Here is a 21409-nt window from a genome sequence, read left to right on the forward strand (position 1 = left end):
CTTTATTGACCTATCGTCAGGGTTTTCATCATCATCGACTTCACGGTGTTCAGGACTTCAACGTTGGCCTGGTAACTGCGGGAAGCTGACATGGTATTAACCGTTTCAGCGACCACATTCACATTCGGCATCTTCACGTAACCTTTCTCATCGGCCATGGGATTGCCTGGGTCGTAAACCAGTTTGGCGGGTGACGGATCGTTCATTACCTGGGCGACTTTTACCCCGCCCGTTGCGGCACCCGGTGCAGCATCGGTTTGAAACACAACTTGTTTTGCCACGTAGGGCTGACCATCGGGACCGGTCACGCTGTCGGCGTTGGCCAGGTTACTGGCACTGACGTTTAATCGCTGTGATTGCGCGGTCATCGCTGAACCGGCAATGTCAAAAATATTCAGCAAGGCCATAATTATTGCCCTTGTAATACGCTCATCATGCCTTTGATCTGGCTACTGATAAGCGTGAGGTCGGTTTGATATTTAAGGCTGTTATCCGCGAACTGCGTACGTTCACGGTCCATATCTACGGTGTTACCGTCAGCAGCGGGCTGATCGGGAATGCGATACAGCAGCTCCATCGACGGCATAGAGTGAGTCTGTGCTTCAATGTGACGCGCCGACGTGACCTTTAACGACATGCTGCCGCCCTCGGCACGGCCGTTGGCCATGACCCGGTTCAGCTCGCTGGCAAAGTCGATATCTCGGGCCTGGTAACCCGGGGTATCGGCGTTGGCAATATTTGACGCCAAAATTTCCTGACGTTGAGCACGTAGGTTGAGGGCTTCGGTACCGAATTGCAGCGCCGCATCAAGTTTGTCGAGCATGCTTCCTCCACGAATGAGAATTTCGAGCAAGCAGCTTAATCGGGGAAATGCAAGAGCCATCGTCTGAATAACGCCCCAAATCGATGCTATTTTTGACTCTTGATTTTTTTTTCTGCGCGTACACTCGTCGCCATCATCAGTGAGGAGAACACCATGCGTGGCTATCCCATTCTGTTAGCGAGCCTGCTGGCAATAAGTGCCCTGCCCGTTAGCGCAACTGAACTCAGTGCACAACTGACCCAATTTTTTAAAGCACGCGATCCGCAGCACGCCGCGGGCATGAAAGTAGTGATACGGACGCCAAAAACACAATGGCCCGATTGTGATGCGCCCCGCTTTGCTTTACCGGGCAACAGCCGGTTGTGGGGCAATATGAGCGTGGCGGCAAACTGCGGTGAAAACCGCCGTTATCTTCAGGTGCAGGTGCAGGTCACCGGCGAATATCTGGTGGCTAAACGTCAACTGGCGCGGGGAACTCACGTTGCGCAAGATGACTTTCGTCTGCAAAACGGGCGGCTGGATACGCTTCCTGCACGCACGCTGTTTACGAGTGAATCCGTTGCCGATGCGGTGGTATTACGCGACATTCAACCCGGTCAGCCGGTAAGTTTGTCGATGCTGCGTCAACCCTGGCGAGTGAAAGCCGGACAAAACGTGCAGGTGATTGCCAGCGGAGAAGGCTTTAACGCCAGCAGTGAAGGCAAGGCACTGAATAATGCAGCCAGCGCACAATGGGTACGTGTGAGGATGGGAAATGGCCAGATTGTTAGCGGTCGGGTCAGTGATGATGGGAATATTCTGATAACACTATAAAGCGTTAAAGAAGCCTGTTGTTCTGCCGATAGAAGAATCAGTAAAGCAATTACGCTATTCTGATTCAGGTGGCAGACTCCACTGACCGTACAGGAGCCCGAATATGAGCATTGACAGAACCCAACCGCTGAAACCGGTAAGTACCGTACAAACGCGCGATACCAGCGAGCAGAGCAGCAGCAAAGTGCGCCCAAACAGTACCGCTACAGCGACCACGCCGGGTGCCGCGCAGGTCAACCTGAGCAGCGCACAGTCACAACTGATGCAGCCCAGCAGCCAGGACATTAATGTCCAGCGCGTTGAACAACTGAAAACCGCCATTCGTAATGGCGAACTTAAAATGGATACCGGCAAGATTGCTGACGCGCTGATTGCCGACACTAAGGCGTATTTAGAGGGTAAATAATCCCCATGAGTAATTTGCTGACCACGTTAGATAAGATGCAGGAAGTGCTCGCTTCGTTAGCGAACGTGTTAAACGAAGAGCAGCAACAGCTGGCGGCAGGCCAGATTAACAGCAACCTGTTGCAGCGCATAACAGAAGATAAGAGCGCGCTACTCGCAACGTTGCGTTATCTGGATGAGATGCGCCGTAGCGCCGAGTCCACGCAGGGCATCAAGGCACCTTATCGCGGTCAAAATGACCTGGTGCGTGTCTGGCAAACTATTCAGCAACATACGCGGCGTTTACGTGACGCGAACAGCCATAACGGCTTGCTGCTACAACATCAGATTCGCTTCACTAATGAAGCACTCGACGTTTTGAAACCGCATCAAACCCAGGCGTTTTACGGTCCGGACGGCAAGGGTAAAGGCCAGTCGACACTGCGTCAAAAAGTGTAAAAAAATCCCGCGATAAACGCGGGATTTTTTTATGATCAGGCGGTGGTGCGCCGTGCGAAGTCGCGCAGACGAAACCCCAGCAGAGCCAGCATCATAAAATAAGCCCCACCCCCACCGCACAAACCGCAGCCAGACGCAGTAAACGCCATAACATGGCGCCTTGCTCCCATGCGGGCATCAGCAGCAACATGCCATATAACGCTGCCGCCATGGTTAACACGGCGACAAACAAGCGCAGCAGAAACGGGCGCCAGCCCGGCTGTGGCTGGAAAATATTCTTTTTGCGCAATTGCCAGTAAAGCAGCGCCGCATTCAGGCAGGCCGCCAGACCAATTGAAAGCGACAGACCGGCATGTTTTAACGGGCCAATAAAAGCCAGATTCATCAGCTGCGTCATGATTAAGGTGATAATCGCAATCTTAACCGGTGTTTTAATGTCCTGACGCGAATAGAAGCCCGGTGCCAGCACTTTCACCACAATCAACCCCATCAGCCCCACTGAATAGGCAATCAACGCGCGCTGAGTCATGGCGGCATCAAATGCCGTGAATTTGCCATACTGGAACAGTGCGACAGTCAGCGGACCGGATAACATACCCAGCGCCACCGCACTTGGCAGCGCCAGCAGGAAACAGAGCCGCAACCCCCAGTCCATCAGGCGCGAATATTCATCGTGATTACCGCTGGAAAAACTCTTCGCCAGTGAAGGAAGCAAAATCGTGCCTAGCGCCACGCCTAATACGCCAGACGGAAACTCCATCAGACGGTCAGCGTAATACATCCACGACACCGAACCGGAAACCAGAAAAGAAGCGAATATCGTATTGATAATGAGAGATATCTGGCTGACCGAAACGCCAAGGATTGCCGGTCCCATTTGACGCATTACGCGCCAGACGCCCGCATCCTTTAAATTGAGGCGTGGCAGCACCAGCATGCCAATCTTTTTCAGGTGCGGCAGCTGATAACCCAGTTGCAATACGCCTCCTGCTACCACCGCCCACGCCAGCGCCATTACTGGCGGGTGAAAATGGGGAGCAGCAAACAGCGCAAAACCGATCATGCTGACGTTCAGCAGTGTCGGCGCAAAGGCCGGAACTGAAAACCGGTTCCAGGTATTCAGTACTGCGCCCACCAGCGAGGCGAGTGAAATTAGTAAGATATAAGGAAAAGTCACGCGCAGCAGTGCACTGGTCAGCGCAAACTTATCGGCAGTATCGGCAAATCCTGGCGCGGTTATCAGAATGACCCAGGGTGCGGCGATCATGCCCAACACTGTGACAACCGCCAGCACCAGCGTCAGCAACCCTGAAACATAGGCGAAAAAGAGCCGCGTCGCTTCATCTCCTTGCTTACTTTTATATTCAGCCAGAATCGGGACAAAGGCCTGCGAGAACGCGCCTTCAGCAAAAATGCGACGCAGCAGATTAGGCAGTTTAAAGGCCACGAAAAAAGCATCGGTTGCCATACCGGCACCAAAGACTCGCGCCACGATGGCATCACGGGCAAAGCCCAGTACGCGGGAAAACAGGGTCATGGAACTGACCGCTGCCAGCGATTTCAACAAATTCATAATTAGCGGCGCATCCTGAAAAGAATCGGCAAAATGAGTGACTTAGCGCAGGCATCCTGTGATGCCCGGCGATAGTCTACTGCCACGGCGGGAAATGACCAGCACTGAGTGTTACAAGGGGTTATTCGCGCTCAGCCTCACGCCACAACTTTTCCACGACGCGCTGCGCCAGTAAAGCCTGCTCGCCGCTGGTTTCCGGCATTGTCTGATTTTGTACGCAGGTAATGAAATGCTGCGCTGCTCCGCTAAATCCGCGCAGCGTTAACTGGCTTTGCCAGGCGGCGGGCGGCGTAATCAGCAGGCCACTGGCGCTCTCCTCCTGCCAGTCGCGCATATCAACAATATCAATACATTTGCTGTCACACACGGCACTGACGCGCTCGCGCTGGCTGCCCGCCCGACGATGCATACTGGTAGTGATTTGTAGGCGTCCGGCAGCAAAATGGTGTTCAGCATAAAGCATTTCACCGCGCTCATTGGTCTCAATGTGTCCCTGCAGGCTGATGGCCTGGGTGCCGCCGAGCCACAGGGCGGTATCCACCACGTGCAGATAATCATCGAGTAAGGTAAAGCGCAAATCGTGTGGGCCTACGCTGTCGCAGCGATGTTTCTCGATACGCAGCGAGGCGGCACTGGGCATGTTGGCTTTTAGCTGCTGATAACAGGGGGCGAAGCGGCGGTTAAATCCCACCATCAGCTTACGCTTCTGCTTATGCGCCAGGGCAACTAAGGCTTCAGCCTGGCTAAGTGTCTCGGCCAGGGGTTTATCAACACAGACATCTTTACCCGCCAGCAGCAAAGCGTTGACCACTTCATAGTGGCTGGCCGTGCTGCTGTGAACAAATACCGCGTCGCAGGCGGCAGCGAGATCGTTCAGGGTGCTGAAACAGGCGATGCGATAGCTGTCGCAAATCGGTTTAGCTTTGTTTTGGTTCGGGGAAAACGCGCCGACGAATGTCCAGTCAATCGCAGGGGATAATACCGGCAGCCAGGCTTTCTGTGCGATACCGCCCAGCCCGACCATACCAATGCGCAACGTCATGTTAACTCTCCTGTTTCAGCAACTGTGCCAGCTGCGTCTGAAGCGCGATCACTTGCTGTTCCAGCGTGGCAACCCGCGTGGCTAACTCGCTGTCAGCGTCTGTCTCCACTGGCGTGGATTGCTCATCCAGCTCACCGCCAAACAGATGCATAAAGCGGCTTTCACGCTTACCGGGCTCACGCGCCAGCCGTACAACCATTGCCCCGTCGTCACGCTGAATTAAGCTCTCCAGCGTCTGTTCAACCTCAGCGACATCGGCGAATTCATGAAGACGACCGCTGCGGGTACGTAATTCGCCAGGTGTTTGCGCGCCGCGCAAAAACAGCAGGGCTAAAATTGCGACTTCGGCGTTGTTCAGTTGCAGATTACCAAACGCTGAATTGCAAAAGCGTTGTTCATATTTAGCGACGCGCTGACCAAAACCACTGTTTGCAGTGACCAAATGCTTTTTTACCAGCTGATCGAGCTGATCCCGGACTTCACCTTCGCTCAGGTTCATGACCGGCTCGCGATTCGATTTTTGATTACAGGCCGTCACCACGCCGTTAAGAGAAAGCGGATATTGTTCTGGTGTGGTGACCTGTTTCTCTAACAGGCAGCCTATTACCCGCAGCGCCTGCGCCGACAAAGCCATCTTCATGCCCCATTCCTCATTCTTATCCTCGCCGGTCTGGCGTCCATTCCTTGCTGGTTAATGCGGTGAGCACGTGATCGCGCCACTCGCCGTCAATCAACAAATAATCTTTTGCATAGCCCTCTTTTTCGAAGCCGAGGCGCGCCAGCAGATCGCCGCTGCGCTGATTATGCGGCATGTAGTTGGCCATAATGCGGTGGATATGTTGCTGACGCTGCATATAGCGAATCGCTGACTGCAACGCTTCAAACATTAGCCCCTGACCCTGCCATTTTTCGCCCAGCGAATAGCCCAGGTAACAGGCGTGAAACGAGCCGCGCAGCACATTGCTGAAGTTAGCCACGCCACGCACTTCTGTTTCATTAGCATCCATCAAAATAAAATAGAAAGCCGAGCCTTGCTTATGCATATCGGTAATCAGGCCCAGGCGCGCTTGCCAGCCGGAAGGGTAACAGTGGCTTTCATCACGCACCGGTTCCCACGGCTTAAGAAAAGCGCGGTTTTCCGCGTAATAATCCGCCAACCGCCACGCATCACGTTCGTGTACAAGACGGACCACCAGCCGATCGGTGGTCAATCGCACCTTGGGCGCGGCAGAACGATAGCCAAACATTATGACTCCTGAAATAGATGGCTGAGAAAAGGGTGCGCCTTTTATGCGCCACCTCACTATAACCGTCGCCTGGGCTGCGGTAAAACGTTACACAACCTTCTGAATAAAACAGATTGATTTATCGATATAAATACGGCTTCGCTCCATTAAAAATTTATTAATAAGGCCCGTTTATACCCTGTGATACTGCCCGGGTTTTACTGCCGCTGGTTTGCTCTGTTTCCTGTTCTCTTCCATACTTTTTGCACGTCCGCGAACAGCATGCGTCATTTTCATGTTGTTAAACTAAGGAGATCGGGATGAAGCTGTACATTTATGAACATTGCCCTTTCTGTGTCAAAGCACGCATGATTTTCGGCCTGAAAAATCTGCCTATTGAGCTGGTGGTCATGCAAAACGATGACGAAGCGACGCCCAACAAACTTGTTGGTCAAAAAACAGCACCGATTCTGCAAAAGCAGGATGGCAGCGCGATGCCTGAAAGTATGGATATTGTGCGCTTCGTTGATCAGCAAGATGGCGAGCCGTTAATCGTGGGAAAAACGAATTCAGCCATTAACGACTGGCTTCGCCATATCAACGGTTATGTGAACAAATTACTGCTGCCACGCATTGCTGAAGCGCCGTTTGCCGAGTTTGCCACACCCGAAGCGCGTCACTATTTCCGCACTAAAAAACAGGCCAGTATCGGTAACTTCGAAGAGCTGATGCAGCATGCGCCTGGCTTTATTAAAAATGTCAGCGAAGATTTACGTCAGCTAGATAAGCTGATCGTTAAGCCCAATGCGGTAAACGGTGAACTGTCGGAGGATGATTTTAATCTGTTCCCGCTGTTACGTTCACTTACGCTGGTCAATGGAATCGAATGGCCCACCCGCGTAGCGGATTATCGTGACAATATGGCAAAACAGACTCAGGTTAATTTGCTCTCTTCCATCGCACAATAATCCCGTCCCGATGAGAAACGTGACCGCGTTTCTCATCCCTTCCTGGTGACACCCGCTCGACATTCAGGCAGGCTATGTCTCGCTTTATTGCACTGTCACTTCGGGAGAAAAAATGAAAAAGGCTTTTCTGGCGCTCACTACCCTGCTGTTAGCCGTGACGCTTAGCGGCTGTAACAAACTGACGCAGTACACCATCAGCGAGCAAGAAGTGAACCAGGCGCTGCAAAAGCGCAATAATTATGAAAAAGATATTGGCGTTGCTGGCCTGGTGAATGCGCACATCGTGTTGAGCAACCTCACCAGTCAAATCGGGCGCGACACGCCAGGCACCGTCACCTTATCGGGTAAGGCTGATATCAATGTCTCCTCACTGTTTGGGCCGCAGCAGGCAGATATGCAGTTGAAAATGCGCGCGCAGCCGGTGTTTGATCAGCAGCAGGGAGCCATTTATTTGCGCGATCTGGAAATCATTGATGCGCAGGTGCAGCCGGAAAAAATGGCGTCCATTATGAAAACCCTGACGCCCTATCTGAATCAGTCGCTGAAAAGCTATTTCAATCAAAAACCCGCTTATGTCCTGAGCGAAGACCGGAGTGAAGCTGAGTCGCTGGCGAAAAAGTTTGCCAAAGGGCTGGAAGTCAAGCCGGGTGAGCTAGTGATTCCCTTCACGCAATAAGCTCTGCCGCGCCCACTGGCGCGGTTTTCTTTCCTGTACGATAAAAACCAGGTGCAAACGGTTGCCTGAATCCTTATGCTTAGACCCCGGCCTAAACATGCCTTTTGTTTCCTTTCTGCCGGAGCCTCATTGATGACTGCACAACCTCAGCAACTCACCATCCGCCGCCCAGATGACTGGCATATCCATCTACGTGATGACGAGATGCTTAAAACGGTCCTGCCTTATACCAGCGCGGTAAATGGACGTGCCATCGTGATGCCAAATCTGGTGCCACCGGTCACCAGCGTGGCAGCAGGCGAAGCCTATCGCGATCGTATTCTGGCAGCCTTGCCGCCAGAGCATCAGTTTACCCCTCTGATGACCTGCTATTTGACCGATTCACTCGACCCTGATGAGATCGAACGTGGTTTTACTGCTGGCCTGTTCACCGCCGCTAAACTTTATCCGGCGCACGCCACCACCAATTCCAGCCACGGCGTAACCAATATCGCGTCTATTGCCCGCGTGCTGGAACGCATGCAGACACTCGGCATGCCGCTGTTGATTCATGGTGAGGTCACAGACGCCCATATCGATATTTTCGATCGTGAGGCGCGCTTTATCGAAACGGTGATGGAACCCTTGCGCAAGCAGTTTCCCGATCTCAGGGTGGTCATGGAACACATCACCACCAAAGAGGCAGCTGAGTACGTTGAAGCCGCGAATGAAAAACTTGGAGCAACCATCACCCCTCAGCATCTGATGTTTAACCGTAACCATATGCTGGTCGGCGGCATCCGTCCGCACCTCTATTGTCTGCCTATTCTGAAACGCAATGTGCATCAGGAGGCGCTGCGTAAAGTGGTGGCGAGCGGTAATCCACGTTTCTTCCTTGGCACCGATACCGCGCCGCATCTTCGCCACCTCAAAGAAGCCAGTTGCGGTTGTGCCGGTGTGTTCAATGCCCCCACCTCGCTGCCTGCTTATGCCACTGTGTTTGAGGAACTTAATGCCCTTCAGCACTTTGAAGCCTTCTGCTCTGAAAATGGCCCTCGCTTCTACAACCTTCCGCTCAATGAAGGAACCATTACGCTGGTGCGTGAACCCTGGACCGTGGAAGAGAGCATTGAAATGGGCGCGCACAAGCTGGTGCCTTTCCTCGCCGGTGAAACGCTGAACTGGCGCATCAAAGCGTAATATTGCTTGCCTCCAGATCTTTGTTACTGTATATATGTACAGTATCTTATCTGGAGGTTTTTATGCGTGTTGAAATTACCGTTGCCAGGACCCAACCTCTTCCTGCGGGCGCGATGGAAGCCCTGAGTCAGGAGCTTGCTCGCCGCATTGATGAACAATTCCCCGATACTACTCATCATGTCAAGGTACGTTATGCCACTGCCAATCAGCTAAGCGTGCTGGGTGGCAGTAAAGAGGCACGCGACCAAATCAGCGACATCCTGCAACAAACCTGGGAAAGTGCTGATGACTGGTTCATAACCGATTAACCGCCACTGTGCTGTTTTTTGCCGGGTTTCGCCGCCCGGCTTTTTTAATTTTTGCCCTTCTCGCTATAACCCTTTCCTGCATCTAGACTCTGATTGATCAATCCCCTATTCTTGCGCTCGTCATGCTAAACAGGAGGTGCGACAACATGACTACTGATAAACCTGAAGAAGCGATGACCTTTGGCGAGTTATTAGCGTTAATTGGTGAACAGCAGCGTCGATTGACGGTGCTGGAAAACGCGTTCTCCAGTTTGATTTTCTGTCTCGACGATCGTGCCAGTCAGTTACTTGTGCATAATTTGTCGCTGGAAGCGCAAAATCAAAATCATGATGAGCAACTGCAACTGCATTTTGCCCGACTGGCAGAGTCGCTGCAGAAGCGCGCAGGTGGTGCAGCGCCAGACTCTTTGGCGTAATCGCAGCACAACGCGACGGTATCGTTCAGGCGTCGCGCTATAACCGTTTTATCTTGCCAAACTGCTGGTTAAAATGCCTGTTTCGTCAGGCATTTTATTTTTTTATCCGCCTGTTTTAAGCGTAATTATTCTATCCGGACGCTGTTCAACGCATTTTTTAAACAGTACAAGGTTATTTTAATGTTATAATTGTTCCGCTACTGGAATAAAAAAGCCGCATTGAACCTCATCAAGCACTTCGTTTAACGAGTAATAAGGAGGTTATAATGGACAGAAATAAAGATGTGATTCAGACCCATTCACTGGTGGGTTGGGACATCAGTACCGTTGACAGCTATGACGCCATGATGATTCGCCTGCACTCGCTTTCGTCGCAGGAGCAAAAAGAAGAAGAGGCGGACGTCGGCCCCACTTACTGGCTGACAACGGATGTGGCAAGGCAGTTTATCTCTATACTTGAAGCGGGTATCGCTAAGATAGAATCTGCCGAGCAGGTAGAACGACTTCTCAAGAAACACTAATTCCTGCCACATCAAGAGGCACCCTTCAGGGTGCCTTTTTCGTCTCTGTTTCTGGTATGCTTTTGATTGTGTGACCCTTTCAGGAGTTTCGTTCCAATGATTTATGATCTTATTGTGGTAGGCAGTGGTTCCATCGGCTCGGCAGCGGGTTTTTATGCAACTCAGGCAGGCCTGTCAGTATTGATGATCGACAGCAACCATCCTCCGCATAACCAGGGGACACATCACGGTGAAAGCCGTCTGATTCGGCATGCCTACGGTGAAGGCGAACGGTATGTTCCGCTGGTACTGCGTGCGCAAACGCTTTGGGACGAACTGGAACAGCAGGCAGGTGAACAGATAATGCACCGCAGCGGCGTGCTCAATCTGGCACCGGTACAGTCAGACTTCATTAATAACGTGATTGAAAGCGCCAACACCTGGCAACTTAATGTTCAGGTGATGCAAGCTGACGAGGTGCGTAAACGCTGGCCACAGCTCAGTGTTCCCGATGGTTACCTTGGCGTTTTCGAGCCGCAATCAGGTTATCTGAAAAGTGAACAAGCGGTGCGCAGCTACATTCAGTTAGCCGAGAAGGCGGGCTGTGCGCAACTGTTCAATTGCCCGGTCAGTGAGATTGGACGAGACGGAGATTTACAACAGGTTACGACACTTGATGGCGTCTTTCACGCCCGCAAGCTGTTAATTAGCGCCGGAACCTGGGTAAGTAAACTGGTCCCTAATCTGCCTGTTACGCCGACGCGCAAAGTTTTCGCCTGGTATCAGGCGGATGGCCGCTACAGCGAAAACAATCAGTTCCCGGGTTTTACCGTTGAGATGGAAAACGGTAGCCAGTTTTACGGTTTTCCCGCTACTAACAATGCCCTGAAGGTAGGTCGCCATGATGGCGGTCAGGTCATGGCGCAGCCAGAAGATCGCAAGCCCTTCGGCTCAGTGGCCGCAGACGGTAACGAAGCTTTTGCTTTTCTGCGTCAATTCTTACCGGGCGTTGGCGTTTGCCTGCACGGTGAAGCCTGCAGTTACGATTTCAGCCCAGATGAAGATTTCATCATTGATACATTACCCGACGACCCTAATCGCCTGGTGATGACGGGCTTAAGCGGCCATGGTTTTAAATTTGCCAGCGTATTAGGTGAACTGGCAACAGAGTTTGCCCAAAATAAACCCTTTTCGTTTGATCTCTCGCCTTTTTCTTTATCCCGCTTCTCTTCCTGACAAATTGGGCGGCGCACAGGCGCCGCTGATTTACGCTAATTTACGCTGATTTACATAAACTGACTTAAACAGACTTTCGGTATTTCTTTAATGCCGCAAAACGTTAAAGCTAACCCCTTGTCATTTTCATTAAAGAATAAATAAAAATAACTCCGTCAATAAAACTGCGGAAATAAAGCGGCTTTAATTCATAAAATTCGCCCTGTAAAAATAATATTATAGAAAGGTAAGCCTGATTGCTTTTTCGTTTCATTCTGTGGATGATTATTTCCACTTGTTACTACTGAATAGATCACTATGCTGTTGCGTAATTCTCGTCATCATTTCGGATTGATTAGCATTACCCTACACTGGGCCATGGCGCTGGTGATATATGCTATGTTTGCGCTGGGTTTATGGATGGTGGGCCTCGGTTATTACGACAGCTGGTATCACGATGCGCCTGAAATTCATAAAAGCATCGGTGTTATCCTGATGCTGGTGTTAATCATCCGTTTAGTCTGGCGTGTGGTATCGCCTCCGCCTTCTCCTCTCAGTAGCTATTCGATGCTGGTGCGTAGCAGTGCCGTGATCGCTCACTGGTTACTCTACAGTCTTTTGCTGGCCATTCTGATTAGTGGCTACCTGATTTCAACCGCAGATGGCAAACCGATTTCCGTTTTTGGCTGGTTTGAATTGCCCGCCTTGCTGAGTGGCGCGGGCGAGCAAGCCGATCTGGCTGGCGATATTCATCTCTGGCTGGCCTGGGGTGTGGTGATTATTTCTGTGCTACATGGTCTGGCCGCCCTGAAACATCATTATATCGATCGCGATGTCACGCTAAAACGGATGTTAGGTATGCGCATCCCTTTACCCTCTGAAAAGGATAATTAATATGCTGAAAAAAACGCTTCTCGCGATAACCGGAGCCAGCTTACTGTTGGGTTCCCTGTCGGCGAATGCCGCTGATTACAAAATTGATAAAGAAGGTCAGCACGCCTTTATTCAGTTCCGTATTCAGCACCTGGGCTATAGCTGGTTATACGGCACCTTCAAGGATTTTGATGGCAGCTTTAGCTTTGATGCAAATAACCCTTCCGCTGATAAAGTTAACGTCACTATTAATACCAACAGCGTTGACACCAATCATGCAGAACGTGATAAGCATCTGCGCAGCGCAGATTTCCTTAACGTAGGAAAAAATCCACAAGCGACATTCAAATCGACTTCAGTGAAGAAAGAGGGTGACGAGCTGGAAATTATCGGTGATCTGACCCTGAATGGCGTCACTAAACCGGTAACACTGGAAGCGAAGCTGTTAGGTGAAGGCAAAGATCCCTGGGGCGGTTACCGCGCAGGTTTTGAAGCAGAAGGCGAAATTGCGCTGAAAGATTTTAATATCACTAAAGATCTGGGGCCAGCGTCGCAGAAAGTTCAGCTGATGATCTCGGTTGAAGGGGTACGTCAGTAAGCGAAAAACCGCCTGAAGCCAAACTTCAGGCGGTGTGAATTACTTTTTCAGCGGCGCGGGGATTGTCATGTTTAACAAACCACGAGATTTGTTAAAAATCTTATTACCGTTTTCACGACCCGCACGGCGGGCACGCTGTTCTTCCGGCGACAGCCTGGCTTCTTCCTGACAAAGCGGGCTACAGCAGTGCGCGTACTTTTCAGCACAGCTTGCACACTGAATAAACAGCAAATGACAGCCGTCATTCACGCAATTCACATGCGTATCGCACGATGTGCCACACTGGTGGCAATGCGATAACACGTCATCAGAGATCCGCTCACCCATACGTTCATCAAAGACAAAGTTCTTGCCCTTAAAACGCACGGGCAAACCCTGCTCACGCGCGCGGCGCGCATACTCAATAATGCCGCCTTCCACATGGTAAACATCTTCAAAACCGTTATGGCGCATCCAGGCGCTGGCTTTTTCACAGCGGATCCCGCCAGTGCAGTACATAACAATTTTTTTGTCTTTGTGTTCCTTCAGCATATCCACTGCCATTGGCAGCTGATCGCGGAAGGTATCCGCAGGGACTTCCATTGCATTATCAAAACGCCCCACTTCATATTCATAATGGTTGCGCATATCGACGAATACCGCTTCAGGATCGTCCAGCATAGCGTTGACGTCTGCCGCTTTAAGGTAGGTGCCAACGTCACTGGCGTCGAAAGAGTCATCCTCAATGCCATCAGCCACAATACGATCGCGCACCTTAAGACGCAGCACCCAGAAAGATTTGCCATCGTCATCCAGCGCGACGTTCATGCGCAGATTATTCAGTGCAGGATCGAAACCATAGAGAAATGATTTCATCTTTTCGTACTGGCTGGCGGGCACGCTCACTTGCGCATTGATACCTTCATGCGCGACGTAGACGCGGCCAAAGACTTTCAGCCCGGTTAAACCCAGGTAAAGCGCATCGCGGAAAGCTTTAGGATCGGCAATCTGGAAGTATTTATAAAAAGAGACAGTCGTGCGCGGCTCGGTTTCAGCCAGCATGCGCGCCTTCAGCTCTTTATTGGAAACAAGGTTATGTAACACTGGCATGGTGTTCGATCCTGTCATCAATAGAAGAAATTTAGCGCGCATATGATACATGAAATCAGCAGGATGCAAAGAGCGCGGAGGAAAATGATGGAAAGGGAGGATATTTGTGGCAGCCAGGCTATTTATCTGCAAGGCTTAATCATATTGTCAGAATGTTACAGTAACCGGGAATATTTCCGCACAAAGCAAAAACTGGCACAATAGGGAAAATCAACGAGATAACTGCACTATCAAGTGCGCGACGCAGGATAACCACACTCCACATGACCCATTTGCCTCAATTTTCGCGTGAACTTCTTCATCCCCGCTATTGGTTAACCTGGCTGGGTATTATTTTTCTTTATATTTTAGTGCTGTTACCTTATCCCCTGCTTTATATGCTGGGCTGTGGTATTGGTCGCATTGGTATGCGCTTTATGAAGCGGCGCGTCAACATCGCACGACGCAATCTGGAACTCTGCTTCCCGCAAATGCCGGTTAATGAGCGCGAAGCGATGGTAAAGCATAATTTCGAATCTGTCGGCATGGGACTGATTGAAACCGGCATGGCCTGGTTCTGGCCTGACTGGCGCATCAATAAATGGCATAAGCCTTCCGGACTGGAGCACATTCAGCAGGCGCGCGACACGCAACGTGGTGTGTTACTGATTGGCATGCACTTTCTGACGCTTGAAATTGGCGCGCGTATGTTTGGTATTCATAACCCAGGCATTGGGGTTTATCGTCCTAATGACAACAAACTCATCGACTGGCTGCAAGTACGGGGCCGTATGCGCTCCAATAAAGGGATGCTGGATCGAAAAGATCTGAAAGGCATGATTCGGGCGCTGAAAGGCGGCGATATCATTTGGTATGCGCCGGATCACGATTATGGCCCACGCAGCAGCGTATTTGTGCCATTTTTTGGCGTAGAGAAGGCGGCGACCACTGTGGGTACGCATATGCTAATGCGTACCGGAAAATCAGCGGTTATCCCTTTTGTACCTCGCCGTTTACCCAATGGTCGCGGTTATGAATTAATGATATTGCCAGACGTGAGCGCACAATTTCCGCTGGAAAGTGATGTAGATACGGCAACCCGCATGAACAAAGTTGTCGAGGAAGGCGTACTCATCGCGCCCGAACAGTATATGTGGCTGCACCGCCGTTTTAAAACCAAACCTGAAGGCGAAGCACCGCGTTACTAGCCGCACACAGGAAGGGTTTCCCCTTCCTGCTTTTCACCTTTCTAATCAGAAATTTTTCTTATCCATTCTTTTAAGGATTTTGCACCTGTGTTGTCAGCAGGCCATGATTAATTTGAGTCTCTAAATTTTTATAAACCAGCAAATACTGTATTTTTACTACATTTAAACCCTGATCCTTAAATCTTTGATTAATAATATTAACCTTTTTTAGCCTGAATAAAGCATTACCGCCGTTCTGTAGCGGATAATTAATAAGAAAATTAGCTGATTAAATTTCTCACATACGGATCTGAATTTTTCTTCTTCCAGGTCTTTTCCTATTTCCCAACGCTTAACTCTTTGCCCTGGCTTATCAATCCAGTAAAATTAACTTATTTTACAAGGCATTGTCTTAATGCCAGACCACTATATTACTTTTTTAGCATTTTTAATGATTTTTATAACCTTATGGAATTTGAATATTAAATTTATTATCGGTAATTTCAACCGCGTCAGTTCAATATTTAACTGCGCGTTAAAAAAATAAAAAAAGATTACCCACAGCAAACCTTTAGTAGGAAAATAATATGAATAAAGGCATTTATTATTACGTGACGATCAGTACCGATCAGGAAAATTATCATTATTTGCATCGTAAAGAGTGCAAGCGTATGCCAGCCAAAGAGGACATTATATTTATTGGCACACTGTATAACCTGAACCAGGCGCTTTCAATCGCCAGAATTAATTTCAAAAAAGTGAAACCCTGTATCAAATGCTGTATTCGTTATTCAGCTCCCGTTATTCAAGAAACAGTGCGTCCGGTTTTACATTTTCCACAAAAACCAGTTTAAGCCTGGCCCGGCGGGAATTGACCATTTTCCCGCCGCTCGCCGCCCTGTCAACTTTCCCTCTGTTGATTTTCGTCTATCCTTCTCTGAATCCCGTTAAACAGGCAAGGAGAAAAACGATGAGCATGTTCAGTACGTTAGAAGAAGCCATTGACGCTGCGCGTGAAGAGTTTCTCGCCAATCATCCCGAGCTCGACGAAGCTGATGCATCGATTAGCCAGTTTGGCCTACAAAAATACGTCATGCAGGACGGCGATATTATGTGGCAGGCTGAATTTTTTGAGGATGAAGGCGAACCAGGTGAATGTTTGCCGATCCGTAGCGGTGAGGCGGCACAAGCCATCTTTGACGGTGACTTTGATGAGATCGAGTTACGTCAGGAATGGCTGGCAGAAAATACGCTACATGAATGGGATGACGGTGAATTTCAGTTAGAACCGCCGCTGGACACCGAAGAAGGCGAAGCTGCGGCAGAAGAGTGGGAAGACGATAACAGCGATTCAGATCGCGGCTATTCGTAAGGACCGTGGCTGGCATCAACAGGCAGTAATAACGTATCGACCACCAGCGACAGCGGCAGATCAATAATAGTTACTACGCGCCAGGCGCTGTCGCGCACATCCCACTGAACGCCAGGATAAAATTGGTTGCCATGCCCCTGTCCGGGCATGGTACGACTGATAATGCTGCCGCACCCGCTTAGCAACGCCACCGACAAGGTTAAAACAGTTAGTTTAAGAAAACGATTCACAACATCTACTCACAATGGACTGCCGCTATTTTAGCCACAGGTGGCCTTAAGTTACATCTGCATTTCTACGGAATACTGTAAAGTTAACGTTAAATGGCAGTACAAACTCGAAGTAGAGCCATAAAAAAAGCGGCATCTCTGCCGCTTTTTTAGTTATGCGCTGTGTGGCAGCGCCTGAGGATTGAGCGTGAGTTTTTGATAACTCTCCACCCACTGGTGGTATTTCTCACCATTTTCCCATAAACGGGTATGCACTCGCGCCAGCACCACCGGATCACTGATCAGCTGCAAACGCTGCTCGCGGCTCAGTTTTTCCGGCGCATCACTCAATGCCTGATCAACACGGCGATCGCGTGCATGTTCCAGCAACTGGCTCTGCTTGTGCCGTGAAGTTGCCAGCGCGGTCGCCAGCGCATTGAACGCTGGGTGGAAGAGCGCATGCATGAAACCGTTTTCCAGCGCACGCTCCCGATTGAGTTTCAGGTACAAATCGGTGTCCATAAGCTCTTTCGGCGGTTCATACTCTTCTGGTATCAGGAACAGTTTTGCATTCTTGCTCTTGATACCCAGCGTTGCGCGACTCGACATGACCGAGACAAACGGCGACAGGATCAGTGAGAACACAATCGGGGCCAGCCACCACAGGAAGTTGAGATCCAACCAGCCCATACCGATTGCCCAGACCAGGCCTAATGCCATTTGCGAACCATGACGTTTAAATGCCTCGCCCCAGGGCGTCGCATCGTCGTCACGCTGCGGTGAATTCCATACCACTTCCCAACCCAGGAATGCGCTCACCACAAACACGGTGTGGAACAGCATGCGTACTGGTGCTAACAGCACCGAGAACAGCATTTCCAGCAGCAGAGAGATAAACAGCCGGAACGCCCCACCGTAGGGTTTCGCGCCCTTGAACCAAATCAGCACCACACTCAGAAGCTTAGGCAGGAACAGCAATACCAGCGTGGTTGAGAACAGCGCAATCGCCAGTTCAGGACGCCATTGCGGCCACACCGGGAAAAGCTGACGGGGTTGCAGGAAGTAGGTTGGCTCCATCAAGGTATGCACCACCTGTAACGCGGTAGAGAGCGCAAGGAACATAAACCACAGCGGTGCCGAGAGATAAGACATGACGCCCGTCAGGAACACAGCACGGTGTACCGGGTGCATGCCTTTAACCAGGAACAAGCGGAAGTTCATCAGGTTTCCGTGACACCAGCGACGGTCACGCTTTAGCTCATCAAGCAGGTTAGGCGGCAGTTCTTCATAAGAGCCCGGCAAATCGTAGGCGATCCAGACGCCCCACCCTGCCCGGCGCATTAGCGCAGCTTCCACGAAGTCATGCGACAAAATGGATCCCGCAAAGGAGCCTTCGCCTGGTAACGGTGCCAGTGCACAGTGCTCAATAAACGGCTTGACGCGGATAATGGCGTTATGGCCCCAGTAGTGCGATTCGCCCAGCTGCCAGAAGTGAAGCCCTGCAGTAAACAGCGGCCCGTAAACGCGGGTAGCAAACTGCTGGCAACGCGCGTAGAGCGTGTCCATGCCTGACGCTTTTGGTGAAGACTGAATGATACCGGCGTTCGGATTCGCATCCATCATGCGCACCAGCCCGGTGAGGCACTCCCCACTCATTACGCTATCAGCGTCCAGCACAACCATGTAGCTGTAATTGCTGCCCCAGCGACGACAGAAGTCATCAATGTTGCCGCTTTTACGTTTTACGCGACGACGTCGACGACGATAGAAAATCTTGCCTGCGCCATCAACGTCACGCACCAGTTCCATCCAGGCTTTTTGCTCAGCTATTGCAATATCCGCATCGTAGCTGTCGCTGAGGATGTAAACGTCAAAATGCTCTGCATTACCGGTACGCACAACCGATTCCCGGGTAGCACGCAGACCGGCGAACACGCGTTCGACGTCTTCGTTACAGATCGGCATGATCAGCGCAGTGCGATGCTCAGGATTCAGCGGCTCATCACCAACTGTTGAGTAGGAGATGCTGTACTTATCGCGACCAATCAGCAGTTGCAGGAACCCCATCAATGCTGTCCAGAAACCGGCAGAAACCCAGCAGAACAGGATGGCGAACAGGAACAGAATACCGGTTTGCAGCACATACGGCAGAATCTGCATCACGGACTGTTGCCAGTTCTGATTAATCATCTCCATCGGATCGAGGAGCGTCCAGCCCTGATACGGCAGAATGGTTTTCATGTACCAGGTGGCGACCACCGTCTGGAAAATGGTCAGGATCAGCAAGGTATAGCGACGCATTGAACCGACGTGGCGCCACTTCTCTTCAGAACGCTGCTCTTCCGCATTAGCGTAACGCGGTACGGTTTTTTTGCCGCGCAGTGACGACCATGCCCGCACCAGCGGATTGGTTCCCCATGCTTCCGGGAACATCAGGGAACGCTTGACCTTCGGCATCGCCTTCAGCGTCGTGCGATCAAGGTAATCTTTACCGAGCTGTTGACCCTCATTAAGCGAATCTGGCCAGGCCATTTTCACGCGTGATGAAACCGATTTAAGCGGTGCATCATCAGAACGATCGCTGGCAGCCACATCCTGGCCCAGTGTTTCGTGAATGAAGTGAAACGCCCCGGCATTTTGCAGCGAGGCGCTTAACCGTGCTTTTCCTGCCGCATCCAGCGGCAGGGATTCCACGTAATTTTGAGGTGTAAAAGTCGTTTTATTCATTGGCAGGTAACTGATAGCTCCAGGTTTCCGTCAATGTCTTGTCGCCGCTAACCAGCGCGGCACGCATTTCGGTTGGCTGCTTGTTGTCTTTCACACGCAGACGCAGCACTAAACGCCAGCCTTTGGTGACCGGGTTATAACGCACATTCTGTTCTACAACGTCCGCGTTTTTGCCCACGCTAACCTGTGGAGCAACCTGGCTGTTCTCCGGCATTTCGCTCATCGCTTTCCCGATAAAATCGATGGTGAAAGCGATGGAGCCGTCCGGCTGACGTACCAGATTAGATTGCTTGACGTCACCCGCTGAGCGCAGCGTATTTTTTTACCCATGCGGTATCATCAGAGTGCAGTTGGCTTTCGTCACGGGTGAAATGCAGACGATATTTAAAATTCATCTCTTTGCCCGGATCCGGCAGATTCTCCGGCGTCCAGAAGGCAACAATATTATCGTTGGTTTCATCGGCAGTCGGGATTTCAACCAGCTCAACGCGGCCTTTACCCCAGTCGCCTAACGGTTCCACCCAACCACTTGGACGCAGATCGTAACGATCATCCAGATCCTGATAAGCACTGAAGTCGCGGCTACGCTGCAGCAGGCCAAAGCCTTGGGGGCTTTCAATGGTATAGGTGCTTACCGCCAGATGGCGTGGATTGTTGAGTGGACGCCAGATCCATTCGCCGTTGCCGTTATGGATAGAGAGACCATCCGAATCGTGCAGCGATGGGCGGAAGTTGTTCACCGTCGACGGCTGATTTGCGCCGAACAAGAACATGCTGGTCAGCGGCGCTACACCCAGTTTGCCGACTTTGTCGCGCAGATAGACTTTTGACTGGACGTCAACGGTTGACGCTTTACCCGGACGAATCACAAAGCGATAAGCTCCGGTTGCGCGGGGTGAATCCAGCAAAGCATAAATAACTAACTGTTTGTCTTGTGGTTTAGGACGCTCAATCCAGAACGCTTTAAAGCGTGGGAACTCTTCACCTGACGGCAAAGCGGTATCGATCGCCAGGCCACGTGCAGAGAGACCGTAAACCTGACCAGCGCCAATCACACGGAAATAGCTGGCGCCAAGAAAACTGGTAATTTCATCATCTTTACCCTTGGTGTTTAACGGGTAAAGTACTTTAAATCCGGCAAAACCAAGGTTTTTTACCGCGTCGGCATCATGTTTTACATTGCCGAAATTAAAATAATCGGGACTGTATTTGATTTCGCGCACCGAGCTGGCGGTGACTTCATTTATTTGCACCGGCGTATCGAAGTACATACCCTGGTGATAAAATTCCAGCTTGAACGGCGTGCGCAATTTGCCCCAATAGGCTTTATCGTGGTTAAACTGGATCTGCTGATAGTCAGCAAATTTCATTTCACGAAACTGAGAGGGTAAATTACTTTTAGGCGCTTCGAAACTTTTCCCAGCCAACGCTTTAGCTTGTTTGGCAACATCATCAATGTTAAACGCCCAACTGTTATTGGCGTACAACGCCAGCAGAACTGCAGCGCCAATCCAACGCACCTGCATCAGTCCAGCTTTATTTTTTACTTTAGTTAGCACATCCCCCCTTTCGTGTGCTTAAAACAAACCCGCTTATCTTAAAGGATTATTCGGTTTTCCGACAGCTTATGCGCAAGAATGTTCCCTTAATTCGTTAGCCAGAGGCGTGCTTTTAGGACAATTAAACGATACAGATTCAACTGATAGTATACCTCGTTTAGCGCAGGTAGAATTGCACTCCGGCATAATCTGGTTTCAGGGTGAAACCAGCCAACAGGGACTAACGAACGGGAA

At 50.7% G+C, this 21409-nt stretch carries 23 protein-coding genes and 2 pseudogenes; 15 read left to right on the forward strand and 10 right to left on the reverse strand.

Annotated elements, in window-relative coordinates; all coding sequences use genetic code 11:
* Positions 1-2: 2 nt before the first annotated feature.
* Complete coding sequence (gene flgC, locus O3W44_RS05880) at positions 3-407, reverse strand: flagellar basal body rod protein FlgC (RefSeq protein ID WP_269292345.1); 405 nt, start codon at positions 405-407, stop codon at positions 3-5.
* Positions 408-409: 2 nt separating this feature from the next.
* Positions 410-823: a flagellar basal body rod protein FlgB gene (flgB, locus tag O3W44_RS05885; RefSeq protein ID WP_269292346.1), complete on the reverse strand. Its 414-nt coding sequence runs from the start codon at positions 821-823 to the stop codon at positions 410-412.
* A gap of 153 nt (positions 824-976) precedes the next feature.
* Here flgB and flgA point away from each other — a divergent pair, with 153 nt between their 5' ends.
* From flgA to flgN, 3 genes are all read left to right on the forward strand, one after another.
* A complete protein-coding gene (gene flgA, locus O3W44_RS05890) occupies positions 977-1636 on the forward strand; it encodes a flagellar basal body P-ring formation chaperone FlgA (RefSeq protein ID WP_269292347.1) in 660 nt (219 codons plus the stop codon).
* 103 nt (positions 1637-1739) lie between these two features.
* The gene (gene flgM / locus O3W44_RS05895; RefSeq protein ID WP_269292348.1) at positions 1740-2042 is read left to right on the forward strand and encodes a flagellar biosynthesis anti-sigma factor FlgM; all 303 of its coding nucleotides are present in this window, start codon (positions 1740-1742) and stop codon (positions 2040-2042) included.
* A gap of 5 nt (positions 2043-2047) precedes the next feature.
* On the forward strand, positions 2048-2479 hold the full coding sequence (flgN, locus tag O3W44_RS05900) for a flagellar export chaperone FlgN (RefSeq protein WP_269292349.1): 432 nt from the start codon (positions 2048-2050) through the stop codon (positions 2477-2479).
* Between the two features lie 35 nt (positions 2480-2514).
* On the opposite strand, the pseudogene murJ reads toward flgN, so the two are convergent.
* The 4 genes and pseudogenes from murJ to rimJ all read right to left on the reverse strand — a co-directional run bounded on the left by murJ (position 2515) and on the right by rimJ (position 6341).
* Positions 2515-4052, reverse strand: a pseudogene (gene murJ / locus O3W44_RS05905) (murein biosynthesis integral membrane protein MurJ).
* 121 nt (positions 4053-4173) lie between these two features.
* A complete protein-coding gene (locus O3W44_RS05910) occupies positions 4174-5094 on the reverse strand; it encodes a Gfo/Idh/MocA family protein (RefSeq protein ID WP_269292350.1) in 921 nt (306 codons plus the stop codon).
* Between the two features lies 1 nt (position 5095).
* Positions 5096-5734 carry a DUF480 domain-containing protein gene (locus O3W44_RS05915; RefSeq protein ID WP_269292351.1) on the reverse strand — a complete coding sequence of 213 codons (639 nt, stop codon included), beginning with the start codon at positions 5732-5734 and terminating at the stop codon, positions 5096-5098.
* Between the two features lie 16 nt (positions 5735-5750).
* The gene (rimJ, locus tag O3W44_RS05920) at positions 5751-6341 is read right to left on the reverse strand and encodes a ribosomal protein S5-alanine N-acetyltransferase (RefSeq protein WP_269292352.1); all 591 of its coding nucleotides are present in this window, start codon (positions 6339-6341) and stop codon (positions 5751-5753) included.
* A gap of 299 nt (positions 6342-6640) precedes the next feature.
* Here rimJ and grxB point away from each other — a divergent pair, with 299 nt between their 5' ends.
* The 9 genes from grxB (at position 6641) to O3W44_RS05965 (ending at position 13053) form a co-directional block, all read left to right on the forward strand.
* The gene (gene grxB / locus O3W44_RS05925; RefSeq protein WP_269292353.1) at positions 6641-7288 is read left to right on the forward strand and encodes a glutaredoxin 2; all 648 of its coding nucleotides are present in this window, start codon (positions 6641-6643) and stop codon (positions 7286-7288) included.
* A gap of 112 nt (positions 7289-7400) precedes the next feature.
* Entirely contained in the window at positions 7401-7964 is a 564-nt protein-coding gene (locus O3W44_RS05930; protein WP_269292354.1) for a lipoprotein, read from the forward strand.
* 132 nt (positions 7965-8096) lie between these two features.
* The gene (gene pyrC / locus O3W44_RS05935; RefSeq protein ID WP_269292355.1) at positions 8097-9143 is read left to right on the forward strand and encodes a dihydroorotase; all 1047 of its coding nucleotides are present in this window, start codon (positions 8097-8099) and stop codon (positions 9141-9143) included.
* 62 nt (positions 9144-9205) lie between these two features.
* A complete protein-coding gene (dinI, locus tag O3W44_RS05940; protein ID WP_269292356.1) occupies positions 9206-9451 on the forward strand; it encodes a DNA damage-inducible protein I in 246 nt (81 codons plus the stop codon).
* A gap of 146 nt (positions 9452-9597) precedes the next feature.
* Positions 9598-9867 carry a hypothetical protein gene (locus O3W44_RS05945; RefSeq protein ID WP_269292357.1) on the forward strand — a complete coding sequence of 90 codons (270 nt, stop codon included), beginning with the start codon at positions 9598-9600 and terminating at the stop codon, positions 9865-9867.
* A 266-nt stretch (positions 9868-10133) separates the two neighbouring features.
* Entirely contained in the window at positions 10134-10388 is a 255-nt protein-coding gene (bssS, locus tag O3W44_RS05950; protein WP_193405483.1) for a biofilm formation regulator BssS, read from the forward strand.
* A 96-nt stretch (positions 10389-10484) separates the two neighbouring features.
* Entirely contained in the window at positions 10485-11603 is a 1119-nt protein-coding gene (gene solA, locus O3W44_RS05955) for an N-methyl-L-tryptophan oxidase (protein ID WP_269292358.1), read from the forward strand.
* A 297-nt stretch (positions 11604-11900) separates the two neighbouring features.
* Positions 11901-12476: a cytochrome b gene (locus tag O3W44_RS05960; protein WP_269292359.1), complete on the forward strand. Its 576-nt coding sequence runs from the start codon at positions 11901-11903 to the stop codon at positions 12474-12476.
* Positions 12477-12480: 4 nt separating this feature from the next.
* Complete coding sequence (locus O3W44_RS05965) at positions 12481-13053, forward strand: YceI family protein (protein WP_269294372.1); 573 nt, start codon at positions 12481-12483, stop codon at positions 13051-13053.
* Positions 13054-13092: 39 nt separating this feature from the next.
* Here the strand turns inward: O3W44_RS05965 and trhO are convergent, their stop codons facing one another.
* The gene (gene trhO, locus O3W44_RS05970) at positions 13093-14142 is read right to left on the reverse strand and encodes an oxygen-dependent tRNA uridine(34) hydroxylase TrhO (protein ID WP_269292360.1); all 1050 of its coding nucleotides are present in this window, start codon (positions 14140-14142) and stop codon (positions 13093-13095) included.
* Positions 14143-14405: 263 nt separating this feature from the next.
* On the opposite strand from trhO, the gene O3W44_RS05975 reads away from it, so the two are divergent.
* The 3 genes from O3W44_RS05975 (at position 14406) to O3W44_RS05985 (ending at position 16680) form a co-directional block, all read left to right on the forward strand.
* Positions 14406-15329, forward strand: a complete 924-nt coding sequence (locus O3W44_RS05975; RefSeq protein WP_269292361.1) for a Kdo(2)-lipid IV(A) acyltransferase — start codon at positions 14406-14408, stop codon at positions 15327-15329.
* A gap of 566 nt (positions 15330-15895) precedes the next feature.
* Positions 15896-16162, forward strand: a complete 267-nt coding sequence (locus O3W44_RS05980) for a hypothetical protein (protein ID WP_269292362.1) — start codon at positions 15896-15898, stop codon at positions 16160-16162.
* Between the two features lie 116 nt (positions 16163-16278).
* A complete protein-coding gene (locus tag O3W44_RS05985) occupies positions 16279-16680 on the forward strand; it encodes a MysB family protein (protein WP_269292363.1) in 402 nt (133 codons plus the stop codon).
* Here O3W44_RS05985 and O3W44_RS05990 read toward each other — a convergent pair.
* From O3W44_RS05990 to O3W44_RS06000, 3 genes and pseudogenes are all read right to left on the reverse strand, one after another.
* Positions 16671-16877: a YceK/YidQ family lipoprotein gene (locus tag O3W44_RS05990; RefSeq protein ID WP_442954661.1), complete on the reverse strand. Its 207-nt coding sequence runs from the start codon at positions 16875-16877 to the stop codon at positions 16671-16673. The genes O3W44_RS05985 and O3W44_RS05990 overlap by 10 nt on opposite strands.
* A 186-nt stretch (positions 16878-17063) precedes the next feature.
* On the reverse strand, positions 17064-19616 hold the full coding sequence (mdoH, locus tag O3W44_RS05995) for a glucans biosynthesis glucosyltransferase MdoH (RefSeq protein WP_269292365.1): 2553 nt from the start codon (positions 19614-19616) through the stop codon (positions 17064-17066).
* Positions 19609-21145 (reverse strand): annotated as a pseudogene (locus O3W44_RS06000) (glucan biosynthesis protein G). The gene mdoH and the pseudogene O3W44_RS06000 overlap by 8 nt, the downstream one beginning before the upstream one ends.
* Positions 21146-21409 lie beyond the last annotated feature (264 nt).

This window comes from Pantoea sp. LMR881, assembly GCF_027157825.1.
GTDB lineage: Bacteria > Pseudomonadota > Gammaproteobacteria > Enterobacterales > Enterobacteriaceae > Pantoea > Pantoea haifensis.